This window comes from Enterobacter sp. FUJ80071 (genome assembly GCF_038739915.1).
GTDB classification, from domain to species: Bacteria; Pseudomonadota; Gammaproteobacteria; order Enterobacterales; family Enterobacteriaceae; genus Enterobacter; species Enterobacter kobei.
The window spans coordinates 4,490,826-4,506,713 of the sequence record NZ_JBBXKH010000001.1 but is presented as its reverse complement, the minus strand read 5'-3'; the positions used below and the strand labels follow the sequence as shown (position 1 = coordinate 4,506,713).

Genomic DNA, 15,888 nt, shown 5'->3' with positions numbered 1-15,888 from the left:
ATGTACGGTGAACAAACAACCCTGGTGGCAGGCCTGTACCTGTTACCAAATTTATCTGCCGTCGTTTTGCGATGGTAACGGTGACGGGCTGGGTGATTTCCCCGGCCTGCTCTCAAAAGTGGATTACCTGAGCGCGTTAGGCATCGGTGCCATCTGGATCACGCCGTTTTACCCCTCTCCTCTGGTGGATAACGGGTATGACATTAGTGATTACTGCGCCGTCGACCCACGATTCGGCACGCTGACCGATTTTCGCGACGTCGTTCATCGCTGTCATGAAAAGGGGATCCGGGTCATTATCGATCTGGTGCTTAATCATGTCTCTTCGCAGCATCCGTGGTTTCAGGATGCCTGGAATAATCCCGCAAGCCGCTATCGGGACTATTTTCTTTTCAGCGCGCACCCTAACAACTGGGAGTCATTTTTTTCCGGCAGCGCCTGGAGCCCGGAGCCGGACACCGGCGAGTTTTACTACCATAAATTCGCGCCTGAGCAGGTCGATCTTAACTGGGCGAACCCCGCGGTAGAGCAGGAAATGCTTCAGGTCATTGATTTCTGGCAGGCACAGGGCGTGGATGGCTTCCGCTTCGACGTGATTAATTTCCTCAGCACGCGCGGCATCGGGCCTGACAATCCGGAGAAAGCGGGAGTACAGCAGCATGAGCATGACGTGAACCAGCCGGGACTCATCGGCACGCTGCAGCGCGTATGCCAACATGCCAGGCAGCAAGGGGATGTTTTCCTGATCGGCGAAATCGGCAGCGAGGAGAGGGAGACCCTGGCCCGTTATCAGGCCCCGTCGCTGATGGACGTGGTCTTTAACTTCAATATTGGCAGCCAGAAAACCTTCGATGCGGCACGCCTGTGCGACGAGATTAACGCCACGCTGGCGCTGCAGTCTGGCCTGCCGACGCTATTCTTTTCCAGCCACGATATGCCGCGCATGATTAGCCGCTTTGGTGAAGGCCTGCATGACGCCGCCCGGGCGTTGGCCGTTCTGGCGCTACAGCTGACCGTGCGCGGCGTACCGTTTATTTTTCAGGGTGACGAGTTGGGGATGCCCGACTATGTGCCTCAGATGGTCGGGCAGATTTTTGATATTCAGGGAAAAACCTTCTACGACACGGCCATGCGGCAGGGGTGCAGTGCCGCCGACGCGCTGGCGCAGGCCATTGAACATTCACGGGATGGGTCCCGTGCCCCCTTCCTCTGGTGCGACGCCCCGTTTGCGGGCTTTTCCACCTCCACGCCGTGGATGCCCGTCAGCCAGGACTATCCCTTGCTCAATGCCGAACATCAGATATCGACGCCCGGCTCGTTGTGGCGTCAGTACCAGACCTTCATTGCGCTTCGGGCCGCCATCGGGGCGCTACAGCATGGGGAGTGCAGCCTGCTGAAACGCCATAAGGCGTGCGTCTGGTTTACCCGAACAACGACGCAGGAACAGGTCTGGGTGGCCGTGAATTTTGGCCTGCCGGTACAAAACCCATTGTGGGCCATTGAAGCGGATGTCCTGTACGGCCAAAACGCGCAGCAGCTGGACAAAAATCAAATTCTGATAAAAAGGAGTGTATATGAACAGACACGGTAAGAATCCGTTGATCACCCCCAGCGACGTGGTGCCTTCTCTGCCAGGACGGAAAGTGGAGTGCGTCTTTAACGCCGGTGTAACGGAGTATCATGGGGAGATTATCCTGCTGCTTCGGGTTGCCGAGAGCGTGATAAATGATGACCCACAGAAGATCGTCGTTCCGCTTCTGGTGCAGCAGTCCGGCGGCTGGCAGGCGGCAACAAAAACGTTCGACCGCAACGACCCGCGCTATGATTTTAGCGACCCGCGTACCATTGTGCTGAAAAGCGACCCGGCTCAGGTCTGGCTGACGTCAATGTCCCACCTGCGCCTGGCGCGAAGCCAGGACGGTGTAAATTTCACCATCGATCAACAGCCGTTTATTACCGCCGACAGCCGCTATGAGGAATTTGGCTGTGAAGATGCGCGTATCACCCTGATTGACGATGTCTGGTACATCAATTACTCCGCCGTGTCATCGCTGGGTATCTCCACCGCGCTGGCGACTACCGTTGATTTTATCTCCGTCGACAAGAAAGGGCTGATTTTCTGCCCTGATAACCGCGACGTCTGTTTCTTCCCGGAGAAGGTTGGCGGATCCTTCCGGGCGCTTACCCGGCCCGCGCCCTGCCATTTCGGCCACCCGGAAATCTGGATCTGCGAATCGCCCGATATGCTGCACTGGGGAAACCACCGGCATCTGCTGGGACGCTCGGGAGACGAATGGGATGCGCTGAAGTCGGGTGGCGGCGCGCCGCTGATCAAGACCGCGCGCGGCTGGCTGGAGATTTATCACGGCGTTGACGCTAGCCAGCGTTATTGCCTGGGCGCTCTGCTTCTGGATCTTGAGGATCCGCTCACCCTCATCGCCAAATCTTCCGTACCGCTGCTGGAGCCGAGCGCGCCCTATGAGCGTGAAGGCTTTTTCGGTAACGTCGTCTTTACCTGCGGGGCGCTGGTGCGTAATGACACGTTGCATATCTGGTATGGTGCGGCGGATGAGCGTATCGCCCTGGCCACGCTGCCGATGAACGAGCTGTGGAAACATCTGGGCCTGGAGTAAGCCCTGACGCAGCCCCGACTTTCGCCGGGGCTGCGAAGTGTTTATTTCTTCCCGCCGTACTGGCTAAACCACGCCAGCATTCTCTGCCAGCCATCTTTCGCCGATTCCGCGTGATAACTCGGACGGTAATCTGCGTTAAACGCATGTCCGGCATCCGGATACACCACAATCTCCGCATTGGCATTGGCTGCCCGTAGCGCATGGCGCATGGTTTCTACCGAATCAAGCGAAATACCGGTGTCCTGGCCGCCATACAGACCCAGCACCGGGGCATTGAGCTCAGTGGCGATGTCCACCGGATGTTTTGGCGAATTCAGCGTTTTCTCGCCCACCAGTTTGCCATACCAGGCGACAGCCGCTTTGAGCTGCGGATTGTGTGCGGCATACAGCCAGCTAATGCGTCCGCCCCAGCAGAAGCCGGTGACCATCAGACGGTGCGGGTCGCCGCCGTTACGCGCCGCCCAGCTGGCAACGTGGTCGAGATCGGCCAGCACCTGCGCGTCCGGGACTTTGCTGACCAGATTGCTGAACAGCGTTGGAATATCGCTATAGTCGTTCGGATCGCCCTGACGGAAGTAGAGTTCTGGCGCAACGGCCAGATATCCTTCAAGTGCCAGGCGACGGCAGAGGTCGCGAATATGTTCGTGAACCCCAAAAATCTCCTGAACCACAATCACGATGGGCAGCGGACCGTCTGCCGATTTTGGTCGTGCGTGATAGGCAGGCATATTCTCCCCCTGAGAGGGAATGGAGGTCTCTCCCGCCGTAATGGCCTCTTCTGAGGTTGAAACGATGGTTGAAGCAAGCGGGGCTGCAGCAGGTGCAAAACCGGTTTTTTCAGTCATGGCATTCTCCGTACCAATGAGTTAGCGCAAAGGTAAATATAGACACCAGGTTAACAACTCACAGTGCCTTAAACGGTCTATCTTTTGTGCAGCACCTGACGATATAACTTGTTAATGTGATGTAAATCACTTTTTGATGGAAATTCACTGCAATCATTTTCATTCATGGTGAGATGCATCACGAAATTATGCTTACTGCTTCTGTAAAGTACCGTTTTACTTCTTCTGACTAACCGACCCACAGAGGAGTCACCTATGTCTAAGTCTGATGTTTTTCATCTCGGCCTCACTAAAAATGATTTACAAGGGGCTACGCTCGCTATCGTCCCTGGCGACCCTGAGCGTGTGGAAAAGATCGCCGCGCTGATGGATAAGCCGGTCAAGCTGGCTGCCCATCGTGAATTCACCACCTGGCGTGCAGAGCTGGATGGCAAAGCGGTGATTGTGTGCTCCACCGGTATCGGCGGTCCGTCTACCTCTATTGCTGTTGAAGAGCTGGCGCAGCTGGGCATTCGTACTTTCCTGCGTATCGGCACGACCGGCGCGATTCAGCCGCACATCAACGTGGGCGACGTACTGGTGACGACGGCATCCGTTCGTCTGGACGGGGCAAGCCTGCACTTTGCGCCTATGGAATTCCCGGCAGTGGCTGACTTCGAATGCACCACGGCGCTGGTTGAAGCCGCGAAGTCCGTGGGCGCGACCACCCACGTTGGCGTAACCGCTTCTTCCGACACCTTCTACCCGGGCCAGGAGCGCTACGACACCTTCTCTGGCCGCGTTGTGAGCCGTTTCAAAGGCTCAATGGAAGAGTGGCAGTCCATGGGCGTAATGAACTACGAAATGGAATCCGCGACGCTGCTGACCATGTGTGCAAGCCAGGGTCTGCGTGCCGGTATGGTGGCGGGCGTTATCGTCAACCGTACTCAGCAGGAGATCCCGAACGCCGAAACCATGAAGCAGACCGAAAGTCATGCGGTGAAAATTGTGGTGGAAGCGGCTCGTCGCCTGATCTAGCCCTCTCTTCTCAAATCAAAGGCCGACGCGTTCGGCCTTTATTTTTTGCGTAGCGCCTCGCAGGAAAACCCTTTCAAACTGGACGTTTATACAGCACAATTCTATTTTGTGCGGGTAATACGTTGATGCAGGGGGCATTGTGGATATCTCAATCCTGATTTATGCGGTGATTGCGCTGGCTGGCGTTGCGATAGGCTGGCTGATTTCCAGCTACCAACATGCGCAGCAGAAGGCCGATCAGCTGGCGGAGCGCGAAGAGATCGTCGCCGAGCTCAGCGCGGTAAAGCAACAGCTTGCGCTAAGTGACCACTGGCGCGACGAGTGCGAGCTGCTCAATAACGAACTGCGCAACCTGCGTGATATCAACACGTCGCTGGAGGCCGATCTCCGCGAAGTGACTACCCGCCTCGAATCCACGCAGCTGCATGCGGAAGACAAAATCCGTCAGATGATTAACAGCGAGCAGCGCCTCAGCGAGCAGTTTGAGAATCTCGCCAACCGCATTTTCGAACACAGCAACCGCCGCGTTGACGAACAGAATCGCCAGAGTCTGAACAGCCTGCTGACGCCGCTGCGTGAACAGCTGGACGGTTTTCGCCGTCAGGTGCAGGACAGCTTTGGACAGGAAGCCCGCGAGCGGCACACGCTGGCGCACGAGATTCGTAATCTTCAGCAGTTGAATGCGCAAATGGCGCAGGAGGCGGTCAACCTCACTCGGGCGCTAAAAGGGGATAACAAAACCCAGGGTAACTGGGGAGAAGTGGTGCTCACCCGCGTGCTGGAGGCCTCTGGCCTGCGCGAGGGGTATGAATACGAAACGCAGGTGAGTATCGAAAACGATGCGCGCTCGCGGATGCAGCCAGACGTCATTGTGCGTCTGCCGCAGGGGAAAGATGTGGTGATCGACGCCAAAATGACGCTGGTGGCGTATGAGCGTTACTTTAATGCGGAAGACGACTACACGCGCGAGTCGGCGCTGCAGGAGCATATTGCCTCCGTGCGTAACCATATCCGACTGCTGGGCAGAAAAGATTATCAGCAGCTTCCGGGGCTGCGCTCGCTGGACTATGTGCTGATGTTTATTCCGGTCGAACCGGCGTTCCTGCTGGCCCTCGACAGACAGCCCGAACTGATCACCGAAGCGCTCAAAAATAATATTATGCTGGTGAGCCCCACCACCCTGCTGGTGGCATTACGTACCATTGCTAACCTGTGGCGCTATGAGCACCAGAGCCGCAATGCACAGAAGATTGCCGAGCGTGCCAGCAAGCTGTACGACAAAATGCGCCTCTTCGTGGACGATATGTCCTCAGTCGGGCAAAGCCTGGACCGTGCGCAGGATAACTACCGTCAGGCGATGAAAAAACTCGCCTCCGGGCGGGGCAACCTGCTTGCTCAGGCTGAAGCATTCCGCGGCCTGGGGGTGGAGGTCAAACGCGAGATTAATCCGGAACTGGTGGAGCAGGCCACGGCGCAAGACGAAGAGTTCCGTCTGCGTGAAGGCGCAGATGAGCAAAAGACCCCCAGTGAAGACAACGAGTTAACGACGGATTTATCGTCTGACGAGCCGCCGACACGTTTCTATCACGGCGGTTGAATCGTAGGGCAAACGCGCCCAATCTGTTACACTTCACGAACATTTGACTGATTAGCAGGCTCTGAGATGGTTGACGATTCACAAGACACGACGCACTTTGGCTTTCAGACTGTCGCCAAAGCGCAGAAAGCTGACATGGTGGCCCACGTATTTCATTCCGTGGCGGCGAAGTACGATGTGATGAATGACTTGATGTCGTTCGGCATTCATCGCTTGTGGAAACGCTTCACCATTGACTGCAGCGGTGTGCGACGTGGACAAACCGTGCTGGATTTAGCCGGTGGAACAGGCGATCTGACGGCGAAGTTTTCCCGTCTGGTGGGTGAAACTGGCCGCGTTGTTCTGGCCGATATCAATGACTCCATGCTGAAAATGGGACGCGAAAAGTTGCGTAACATCGGCGTGGTGGGCAATGTGGAATACGTGCAGGCAAACGCCGAAGCGCTGCCATTCCCGGATAATACCTTTGACTGCATCACGATCTCCTTCGGCCTGCGTAACGTCACCGACAAAGAAAAAGCGCTGCGCTCCATGTACCGTGTACTGAAGCCGGGTGGACGTCTGTTGGTGCTCGAGTTCTCTAAACCGATCATTGAGCCGCTGAGCAAAGCCTACGACGCCTATTCCTTCCACGTGCTGCCGCGTATCGGTGAACTGGTGGCGAACGACGCGGAGAGCTACCGCTATCTGGCGGAGTCCATTCGCATGCACCCGGATCAGGACACCCTAAAAGCCATGATGCAGGATGCGGAATTTGAGAACGTTGAATACTTCAACATGACGGCGGGTGTCGTTGCGCTGCATCGCGGTTACAAATTCTGAGTGGAGGTGTCCCGTGCCCTTTAAACCCTTAGTCACCGCAGGCATCGAGAATGTGCTCAATGCCTTCCTGTATCGCGCGCCGGCGCTAAAAGCTGCACGTCAGCGACTTAACGGGAAGGTCCTGCGCATTGTATTAAAAGAGTTCTCAACGCCGCTCGTGCTGGTCTTCAGCGAACGCCAGCTCGATGTTCTGGGTGAGTGGGAAGGCGAGGCGGATTGCTCGGTCATTACCCATATGAGCGTGCTGCCAAAACTGCGCGATCGCCAGCAATTGACGGCGCTTATCCGCAGCGGTGAGCTGGAAGTGGAGGGCGACATCCAGGTCGTACAAAACTTCGTTGCGCTCAGCGATCTGGCGGAGTTTGACCCGGCAGAACTGCTCGCGCCTTTTATTGGTGACATCGCCGCTGAAGGGATCGGGAAAGCTATTCATGGCGGCACGGCGTTCTTGCGCAAAAATCTGCAACGGCAGCAGCGCTATGCCGCAGAAGTCCTGACTGAAGAGTGGCGCATGGCCCCCGGTCCGCTGGAAGTGGCATGGTTTGCGGAAGAAACCGCTGCTGTTGAACGTGCGGTTGATGCATTAACCAAACGGCTGGAAAAACTGGAGGGCAAATGACGCCTGGTGAAATTCGGCGCCTCTATTTTATCGTCCACACCTTTTTGAGTTACGGGCTCGATGAGCTTATCCCCAAAATGCGTATCACGCTGCCGCTTAGAATCTGGCGGCGGATGTTGTTCTGGATGCCTAATCGTCATAAAGGTCAGCCGCTGGGTGAACGTCTGCGTCTGGCGCTGCAGGAGCTTGGCCCGGTATGGATTAAGTTCGGACAGATGCTCTCAACCCGCCGCGATCTCTTCCCGCCTCATATTGCCGATGAACTGGCAATGCTGCAGGACCGTGTTGCCCCGTTTGACGGAGTGAGGGCGAAGAAACAGATCGAAGAGGCAATGGGTAATCTTCCCGTTGAAACCTGGTTTGACGATTTCGAAATAGCCCCGCTGGCGTCGGCGTCGATTGCTCAGGTGCATACCGCGCGTCTGAAAGAGAACGGCAAAGAGGTGGTGATCAAGGTGATCCGCCCGGATATCCTGCCGGTCATTAAAGCTGACATGAAGCTGATTTATCGTCTGGCGCGCTGGGTACCACGTTTGTTACCTGATGGCCGTCGTCTGCGCCCGATGGAAGTGGTGCGGGAATACGAAAAAACGCTGATTGATGAGCTTAACCTGCTGCGCGAGTCGGCAAACGCCATTCAGCTGCGTCGTAATTTTGAAAACAGCCCGATGCTTTATGTGCCTGAGGTCTATTCAGACTACTGCAGTCAGAACATGATGGTCATGGAGCGCATCTACGGTATTCCGGTTTCGGATGTGGCGGCGCTGGAGAAGCAGGGAACGAACATGAAGCTGCTGGCCGAACGTGGCGTTCAGGTCTTCTTTACTCAGGTGTTCCGCGACAGCTTTTTCCATGCGGATATGCACCCGGGCAATATTTTTGTGAGCTACGAGCATCCTGAGGATCCGAAGTATATCGGTATCGACTGCGGGATTGTGGGGTCGCTGAATAAAGAAGATAAGCGTTATCTGGCCGAGAACTTTATCGCGTTCTTCAACCGTGACTACCGTAAGGTGGCTGAGCTGCACGTTGACTCCGGCTGGGTTCCGCCGGACACCAACGTCGAAGAGTTTGAGTTTGCTATTCGTACCGTCTGCGAGCCGATTTTTGAAAAGCCGCTGGCAGAAATCTCCTTCGGGCACGTGCTGTTAAACCTGTTTAATACGGCTCGCCGCTTTAATATGGAAGTTCAGCCGCAATTAGTTTTACTTCAGAAAACATTACTTTACGTTGAGGGTGTAGGTCGCCAACTCTATCCTCAGTTAGACTTGTGGAAGACGGCTAAACCGTTCCTGGAATCCTGGATTAAGGATCAGGTAGGTTTTCCAGCGCTGGTGCGCTCATTGAAAGAGAAAGGCCCGTTCTGGATTGAAAAAATGCCCGAAATTCCTGAACTGGTTTACGACAGTTTGCGTCAGAGCAAGAACCTTCAGCACAGCATGGATAAAATCGCCCGCGAGCTTCAGTCCAGTCGCGTGCGCCAGGGACAATCACGCTATCTCTTTGGGATTGGCGCAACGCTGCTGTTGAGCGGTACGTTGCTGCTAATCAATCGTCCGGACTGGCAGATGATGCCCGCCTGGCTGATGGCTGGCGGGGTTGTTGTCTGGCTAGCCGGATGGAGAAAAACGCGCTGAGTTTGCGTCGCCATCGACGGGTCGCATACGTATAATGCGACTTGACCAATTAATCATCTATTCCTGAGGAATTTGTATGGGTGGTATCAGTATCTGGCAATTAGTCATTATTGCCGTCATCGTCGTGCTGCTGTTTGGCACTAAAAAGCTCGGTTCTATCGGTTCCGATCTGGGCGCGTCTATCAAAGGCTTCAAGAAAGCAATGAGCGATGATGAGAACAAGCAGGATAAAGCCAGCCAGGATGCTGATTTTACTGCAAAATCCATCTCCGATAAGCAAGAAGAAGCCAAAAAAGAAGACGCCAAAAGCCACGATAAAGAGCAGGTGTAAGTCGTGTTCGACATTGGTTTTAGTGAGCTGCTGCTAGTCTTTGTGATTGGCCTGATCGTGCTGGGTCCGCAGCGTCTGCCCGTGGCGGTGAAAACCGTTGTGGGCTGGGTGCGTGCGCTGAGATCGCTGGCATCGACCGTTCAGAATGAACTGGCACAGGAACTTAAGCTCCAGGAGTTTCAGGAAAGCCTGAAAAAGGTCGAGAAGGCGAGCATGGATAACCTGACGCCGGAACTGAAAGCCTCAATGGATGAACTGCGCGAAGCGGCGGAATCCATGAAGCGCTCTTACAGCGTTAACGATCCTGAAAAAGCGAGCGATGAAGCGAACACCATTCATAACCCGGTGGTGAAGGACAGCGAAGCGCAACGTGAGGGCGTGACGCCAGCGAGTGCTGAGCACCAGGCCGCCGCGCCAGAACAGACGCCGCAGGAAACCGAAGTGAAAAAACAGGCGCAGCCGGAAGACCCCACGATAAAAGTGGCGGAAGCGAAACCCGTCGCGCCTGTTTCCGAATCATCCCCCTCGTCGAGTGATAAAGCGTAACCATGGCAGTAGATGATACTCAACCGCTTATTACGCACCTTATTGAGCTGCGTAAGCGCCTGTTAAACTGCATTATTGCGGTTCTGGTGATATTCCTGTGCCTGGTCTATTTCGCCAACGATATCTATCAGGTGGTCTCTGCACCGCTGATTAAGCAGATGCCGCTGGGGGCAACGATGATTGCAACAGATGTTGCCTCACCGTTCTTTACCCCTATTAAGCTCACCTTTTGGGTGTCGTTGATTGCGTCTGCACCCGTCATCCTTTATCAGGTATGGGCGTTTGTGGCACCAGCGCTGTATAAACATGAACGTAAACTGGTGATCCCGCTGCTGGTCTCCAGCTCGTTGCTGTTCTATATCGGTATGGCGTTTGCCTACTTCGTTGTCTTCCCGCTGGCCTTTGGCTTCCTGACGCACACCGCGCCGGAAGGGGTGCAGGTGTCGACAGATATCGCCAGCTATCTCAGCTTCGTCATGGCGCTGTTTATGGCGTTTGGCGTGGCATTTGAAGTGCCGGTCGCCATTGTGCTGCTTTGCTGGGTTGGGGTAACGACCCCTGAAGACCTGCGTAAAAAGCGTCCGTATATCCTGGTAGGTGCATTTGTGGTCGGCATGCTGCTCACGCCGCCGGATGTTTTCTCGCAGACGTTACTGGCCATACCGATGTATTGCCTCTTTGAGGTTGGCGTATTCTTCTCGCGTTTCTACGTGGGTAAAGGACGCCGATCGGACGATGAAGACGATGCGTCTGAAAAGACCACTGAAGAGTAAAACCAGCCGCCCGTCAGGGCGGTTGTTATATGGGGATTCGCATGTTTGATATCGGACTCAACCTGACCAGCTCGCAGTTTGCAAAAGATCGCGATGACGTTGTTGCGCGTGCTTTTGACGCCGGCGTTAAAGGACTCCTGCTGACCGGAACTAACCTTCATGAGAGCGAGCAGGCGCAGCTTCTGGCGCAACGTTATGAACACTGCTGGTCAACCGCAGGCATCCACCCTCATGACAGTAGCCAGTGGACCGAGGAGAGCGCACAAATCCTTTACAGGCTGGCGAAAACCGCTGAGGTGGTGGCCATTGGCGAGTGTGGGCTCGATTTTAACCGCAACTTCTCCACGCCTGACGAACAGGAAAAGGCATTCACTGCCCAGCTTGCTCTGGCGGCAGAGCTTGAAATGCCCGTCTTTATGCATTGCCGCGACGCGCACGAACGTTTTCTCGCGCTTCTGGATCCCTGGCTGGATAAACTCCCCGGCGCGGTGCTGCACTGCTTCACCGGTTCAAGGCAGGAGGCGCAGGAGTGCCTGGCGCGCGGGCTGTTTCTCGGCATTACCGGCTGGGTTTGTGATGAGCGCCGCGGGCTTGAGCTACGCGAGCTGTTACCGTTGATTCCGGCCGACCGTTTGCTTATTGAGACCGATGCGCCTTATCTGCTGCCGAGAGATATGACGCCCAAACCGTCATCGCGGCGAAATGAGCCTGCATACCTGGGGCACATTGTTGGGCGCGTGGCGCGATGGCGTGGAGACGATCCGCACTGGCTTTCTGCGCAGACGGATGACAACGTGCGCCATCTCTTCAGGATCAGTTTTTAAACTTTACGGAAGTCGGTATTTTTGACGCTCTGCAACACCTGCTTGTTCAGCAGGTTGAGCAACAACATGGAGCGTGCTTCACCGTCCGGCTCGGCGAAAATTGCCTGCAGGCCTTCGAATGCACCTTCCGTAATGACGACGTTATCACCCGCGTAAGGGGTTTCCGGGTCGGTGATCCCTTCGGGCTGTTGATACACCGAAAGCTGATGAATGACCGTCGACGGAACGGTGGCCGGGTGGGCGCCAAAACGAACGAAGTGGCTGACGCCGCGCGTTGCGCTGATGGTGGTGGTGTGGATCACCTCAGGGTCGAACTCCACGAACAGGTAGTTCGGGAATAACGGCTCACTGACGGTTGTGCGCTTCCCGCGCTGCATTTTTTCAAGCGTGATCACGGGTGTCAGACAATTTACAGACTGACGTTCAAGATGTTCCTGCGCGCGCTGAAGTTGCCCGCGTTTGCAATACAGTAAATACCAGGCCTGCATAATCACTCTTTCCCTTAGTTCGGGGCGCAAGCATATCAAAACCCTGGAGGGATCGCTAAGTTGATTATAATGGGTGAACCTGGAACAGAACGCATAAGTTCACGCTAATTTAACAAAATTACAGCATCAAGCAGGCTTACGCCGTATAATGAAGCGCTTACAGAGAGGCCATGACTAACTGCATGAAATACCACGATCTCCGCGACTTCCTGACGCTGCTGGAAAAGCAGGGCGAACTCAAACGCATTACACTTCCTGTTGATCCTTATCTGGAAATGACAGAAATTGCTGACCGCACCCTGCGTGCCGGTGGCCCCGCGTTACTCTTTGAAAATCCGAAAGGTTACTCCATGCCGGTGCTGTGCAACCTGTTTGGTACACCGCGTCGTGTCGCATTGGGGATGGGGCAGGAAGATGTTACCGCGTTGCGTGAAGTGGGTAAGCTGCTGGCATTTCTGAAAGAGCCAGAGCCACCGAAAGGCTTCCGCGATCTGTTCGACAAGCTGCCGCAGTTTAAGCAGGTGCTGAACATGCCAACCAAACGCCTGCGCGGTGCGCCGTGCCAGCAAAAAGTGCTGGAAGGCGATGCGGTTGATTTGACCAAAATTCCCATTATGCAGTGCTGGCCTGAAGATGCTGCGCCGCTGATCACCTGGGGTTTGACCGTCACGCGCGGTCCGCATAAAGAACGGCAAAATCTGGGTATTTACCGCCAGCAGTTGATTGGTAAGAATAAGCTCATCATGCGCTGGCTGTCGCATCGCGGCGGCGCGCTGGATTTCCAGGAGTGGTGCGCTGCGCATCCGGGTGAACGTTTCCCGGTCTCTGTCGCCTTAGGCGCTGACCCGGCCACTATTCTGGGAGCCGTCACACCCGTGCCGGATACGCTCTCTGAATATGCGTTTGCCGGCCTGCTGCGCGGGACAAAAACCGAAGTCGTGAAGTGTATTTCGAACGATCTCGAAGTTCCGGCCAGTGCGGAAATTGTGCTGGAAGGTTACCTTGAGCAGGGCGAACTGGCACCGGAAGGCCCTTACGGCGACCACACCGGTTATTACAACGAAGTGGATAACTTCCCGGTGTTTACCGTTACGCACATTACGCAGCGTGAAGATGCGATTTATCACTCTACCTACACCGGTCGTCCACCGGATGAACCCGCAGTACTGGGGGTGGCGCTGAATGAAGTGTTTGTGCCGATCCTGCAAAAGCAGTTCCCGGAAATCGTTGATTTTTACCTGCCCCCTGAAGGGTGCTCGTATCGCCTGGCGGTAGTGACGATGAAGAAGCAGTATCCCGGTCATGCGAAACGCGTGATGATGGGCGTCTGGTCTTTCCTGCGCCAGTTTATGTATACCAAATTTGTTATTGTCTGCGATGATGACGTTAACGCTCGCGACTGGAATGACGTCATTTGGGCGATTACCACGCGAATGGACCCGGCGCGCGATACGGTGTTAGTCGAGAACACGCCGATAGATTACCTGGACTTTGCCTCGCCGGTTTCCGGTCTTGGCTCAAAAATGGGACTGGATGCCACAAATAAATGGCCTGGCGAAACCGACCGTGAATGGGGTCGCCCGATCAAAAAAGATCCTGCCGTGACCGCGCGTATTGACGCGATCTGGGATGAACTGGCCATAATGAATAACGGTAAACCTGAAACAGGCCGTTAAGCCCTATAGACTTCACGACAGAGAGAGCGAATGACAACCTTAAGCTGTAAAGTGACCTCGGTAGATGCCATCACCGACACCGTATATCGCGTCCGTTTAGTGCCAGAAGCGGCATTCTCTTTCCGCGCTGGTCAGTACTTAATGGTAGTGATGGATGAGCGTGATAAGCGTCCTTTCTCTATGGCCTCTACGCCAGCAGAGAAAGAATTTATTGAGCTGCATATTGGTGCGTCTGAGCTTAACCTGTACGCGATGACCGTTATGGACCGCATCCTGAAAGAACGTGAGATTGTGGTCGACATCCCTCACGGCGAAGCGTGGCTGCGCGATGACGAAGATCGTCCGCTGATCCTGATCGCTGGCGGTACGGGATTCTCTTATGTGCGCTCTATTCTGTTGACCGCTCTGGCACGTAACCCGGACCGTGACATCACCATTTACTGGGGTGGCCGCGAAGAGAAGCATCTGTATGACCTGTCTGAGCTGGAAGCGCTGAGCGTAACCCATCCTAACCTGCGCATTGAGCCGGTGGTTGAGCAGCCGGAAGAGGGCTGGCGTGGGCGTAGCGGTACCGTGCTGACGGCGGTATTGCAGGATCACGGCACGCTGGCAGGACACGATATCTATATCGCAGGTCGTTTCGAGATGGCGAAAATCGCCCGGGACCTGTTCTGTAACGAACGTGACGCGCGTGAAGATCGCCTGTTTGGCGATGCGTTTGCCTTCATTTAAATAAAAAACCCGCCCCTGACAGGCGGGAAGAACGGCAACTAAACTCTCTCTCTTCGCCAATGACGCCATAACTGCGTTGGCTGCGCTCGTTCACCCGAATCACTTACTTGAGTAAGCTCATCGGGATTCGCTCGCTTGCCGTCTTGTTCTGACGTCATTGGCTTTGAGATACTTTTCCTGATTTACACTCTCTCAAACACCGTCGCGATACCCTGACCCAACCCGATGCACATTGTTGCCAGTCCGAACTGGGCATCTTTGCGCTCCATCAGATTAATCAGCGTCGTGCTGATACGCGCCCCGGAGCAACCGAGTGGGTGGCCGAGGGCGATCGCGCCGCCGTTGAGGTTAATTTTCTCGTCGATCTGTTCCATCAGCCCCAGATCTTTAATGCACGGCAGGATCTGCGCGGCGAAGGCTTCGTTCATCTCGAACAGATCGATGTCGCTGGCGGTTAGTCCCGCTTTTTTCAGCGCCAGCTTCGAGGCCGGAACCGGGCCGTAACCCATGATTGAAGGATCGCAGCCCACGACAGCCATCGAACGTACCCGAGCACGTGGGGTTAACCCCAGCTCACGGGCGCGGCTTTCGCTCATCACCAGCATCGCCGCTGCTCCGTCGGACAGCGCCGACGAGGTACCTGCCGTGACCGTACCGGTGACCGGATCAAATGCCGGACGCAACGTAGAAAGTGCTTCCACCGTTGTTTCCGGGCGGATCACTTCGTCGTAGCTGAACTGCTTCAGAACGCCGTCCGCATCGTGACCGCCGGTAGGGATGATCTCGTTTTTAAATGCGCCGGACTGCGTGGCAGCCCAGGCGCGGGCATGGGAACGTGCGGCAAACGCATCCTGCATTTCACGGCTAATGCCGTGCAGGCGGGAGAGCATCTCCGCGGTGAGACCCATCATTCCCGCAGCTTTTGCCACGTTACGGCTCATCCCCGGATGGAAATCGACGCCGTGGCTCATCGGGACGTGCCCCATATGCTCCACACCGCCCACCAGGCAGGCCTGAGCATCGCCGGTCATGATCATACGTGCCGCATCGTGCAGCGCCTGCATGGACGAACCGCATAGACGGTTAACAGTGACGGCCGGAACCGAATGCGGGATCTCCGCCAGCAGTGACGCATTACGCGCGATATTGAAGCCCTGCTCCAGGGTCTGCTGCACGCAGCCCCAGTAGATATCGTCGAGCGCGGCGGGGTCCAACGCCGGATTACGCGCCAGCAGGCTACGCATCAGGTGTGCGGAGAGGTCTTCCGCGCGCACGTTACGGAATGCGCCGCCTTTTGAACGGCCCATCGGGGTGCGAATCGCATCAACAATGACAACCTTTTCCATTG

At 55.6% G+C, this 15,888-nt stretch carries 16 protein-coding genes; 13 read left to right on the top strand and 3 right to left on the bottom strand.

The window, feature by feature from the left end; all coding sequences use genetic code 11:
* The first annotated feature begins 7 nt into the window (after window positions 1-7).
* The gene (locus tag AAER43_RS21865) at window positions 8-1,591 is read left to right on the top strand and encodes an alpha-amylase family glycosyl hydrolase (RefSeq protein WP_050863001.1); all 1,584 of its coding nucleotides are present in this window, start codon (window positions 8-10) and stop codon (window positions 1,589-1,591) included.
* Window positions 1,575-2,633 (top strand): glycoside hydrolase family 130 protein, encoded by a 1,059-nt coding sequence (locus AAER43_RS21860; protein WP_050863002.1) that lies wholly within the window; start codon window positions 1,575-1,577, stop codon window positions 2,631-2,633. Before AAER43_RS21865 ends, AAER43_RS21860 begins: the two co-directional genes overlap by 17 nt.
* A 41-nt stretch (window positions 2,634-2,674) precedes the next feature.
* On the opposite strand, the gene AAER43_RS21855 is transcribed toward AAER43_RS21860, so the two are convergent.
* Window positions 2,675-3,478 (bottom strand): dienelactone hydrolase family protein, encoded by an 804-nt coding sequence (locus tag AAER43_RS21855; protein ID WP_047626220.1) that lies wholly within the window; start codon window positions 3,476-3,478, stop codon window positions 2,675-2,677.
* 255 nt (window positions 3,479-3,733) lie between these two features.
* On the opposite strand from AAER43_RS21855, the gene udp reads away from it, so the two are divergent.
* From udp to tatD, 9 genes are all read left to right on the top strand, one after another.
* The gene (gene udp, locus AAER43_RS21850) at window positions 3,734-4,495 is read left to right on the top strand and encodes a uridine phosphorylase (protein WP_003860792.1); all 762 of its coding nucleotides are present in this window, start codon (window positions 3,734-3,736) and stop codon (window positions 4,493-4,495) included.
* Between the two features lie 139 nt (window positions 4,496-4,634).
* On the top strand, window positions 4,635-6,092 hold the full coding sequence (gene rmuC / locus AAER43_RS21845; RefSeq protein ID WP_014885624.1) for a DNA recombination protein RmuC: 1,458 nt from the start codon (window positions 4,635-4,637) through the stop codon (window positions 6,090-6,092).
* Between the two features lie 66 nt (window positions 6,093-6,158).
* Window positions 6,159-6,914: a bifunctional demethylmenaquinone methyltransferase/2-methoxy-6-polyprenyl-1,4-benzoquinol methylase UbiE gene (ubiE, locus tag AAER43_RS21840; RefSeq protein WP_014885623.1), complete on the top strand. Its 756-nt coding sequence runs from the start codon at window positions 6,159-6,161 to the stop codon at window positions 6,912-6,914.
* Between the two features lie 13 nt (window positions 6,915-6,927).
* Window positions 6,928-7,533 (top strand): ubiquinone biosynthesis protein UbiJ, encoded by a 606-nt coding sequence (gene ubiJ, locus AAER43_RS21835; protein WP_014885622.1) that lies wholly within the window; start codon window positions 6,928-6,930, stop codon window positions 7,531-7,533.
* Entirely contained in the window at window positions 7,530-9,170 is a 1,641-nt protein-coding gene (ubiB, locus tag AAER43_RS21830) for a ubiquinone biosynthesis regulatory protein kinase UbiB (protein ID WP_014885621.1), read from the top strand. Before ubiJ ends, ubiB begins: the two co-directional genes overlap by 4 nt.
* 76 nt (window positions 9,171-9,246) lie before the next feature.
* Window positions 9,247-9,501, top strand: coding sequence for a Sec-independent protein translocase subunit TatA (gene tatA / locus AAER43_RS21825; protein WP_014885620.1), 255 nt, complete (start codon window positions 9,247-9,249; stop codon window positions 9,499-9,501).
* 3 nt (window positions 9,502-9,504) lie between these two features.
* Complete coding sequence (tatB, locus tag AAER43_RS21820; RefSeq protein ID WP_023331551.1) at window positions 9,505-10,047, top strand: Sec-independent protein translocase protein TatB; 543 nt, start codon at window positions 9,505-9,507, stop codon at window positions 10,045-10,047.
* Between the two features lie 2 nt (window positions 10,048-10,049).
* Entirely contained in the window at window positions 10,050-10,820 is a 771-nt protein-coding gene (gene tatC / locus AAER43_RS21815; RefSeq protein WP_014885618.1) for a Sec-independent protein translocase subunit TatC, read from the top strand.
* Window positions 10,821-10,861: 41 nt separating this feature from the next.
* On the top strand, window positions 10,862-11,644 hold the full coding sequence (tatD, locus tag AAER43_RS21810; protein ID WP_050863003.1) for a 3'-5' ssDNA/RNA exonuclease TatD: 783 nt from the start codon (window positions 10,862-10,864) through the stop codon (window positions 11,642-11,644).
* On the opposite strand, the gene rfaH is transcribed toward tatD, so the two are convergent.
* Complete coding sequence (gene rfaH, locus AAER43_RS21805) at window positions 11,641-12,132, bottom strand: transcription/translation regulatory transformer protein RfaH (protein ID WP_014885616.1); 492 nt, start codon at window positions 12,130-12,132, stop codon at window positions 11,641-11,643. The genes tatD and rfaH overlap by 4 nt on opposite strands.
* 170 nt (window positions 12,133-12,302) lie before the next feature.
* On the opposite strand from rfaH, the gene ubiD reads away from it, so the two are divergent.
* Both ubiD and fre read left to right on the top strand, forming a co-directional pair.
* A complete protein-coding gene (ubiD, locus tag AAER43_RS21800) occupies window positions 12,303-13,808 on the top strand; it encodes a 4-hydroxy-3-polyprenylbenzoate decarboxylase (RefSeq protein WP_023331547.1) in 1,506 nt (501 codons plus the stop codon).
* A gap of 30 nt (window positions 13,809-13,838) precedes the next feature.
* A complete protein-coding gene (gene fre / locus AAER43_RS21795; RefSeq protein ID WP_057057735.1) occupies window positions 13,839-14,540 on the top strand; it encodes an NAD(P)H-flavin reductase in 702 nt (233 codons plus the stop codon).
* Window positions 14,541-14,722: 182 nt separating this feature from the next.
* Here fre and fadA read toward each other — a convergent pair whose 3' ends face one another.
* The gene (fadA, locus tag AAER43_RS21790) at window positions 14,723-15,886 is read right to left on the bottom strand and encodes an acetyl-CoA C-acyltransferase FadA (protein ID WP_008501515.1); all 1,164 of its coding nucleotides are present in this window, start codon (window positions 15,884-15,886) and stop codon (window positions 14,723-14,725) included.
* Between the last annotated feature and the right edge of the window lie 2 nt (window positions 15,887-15,888).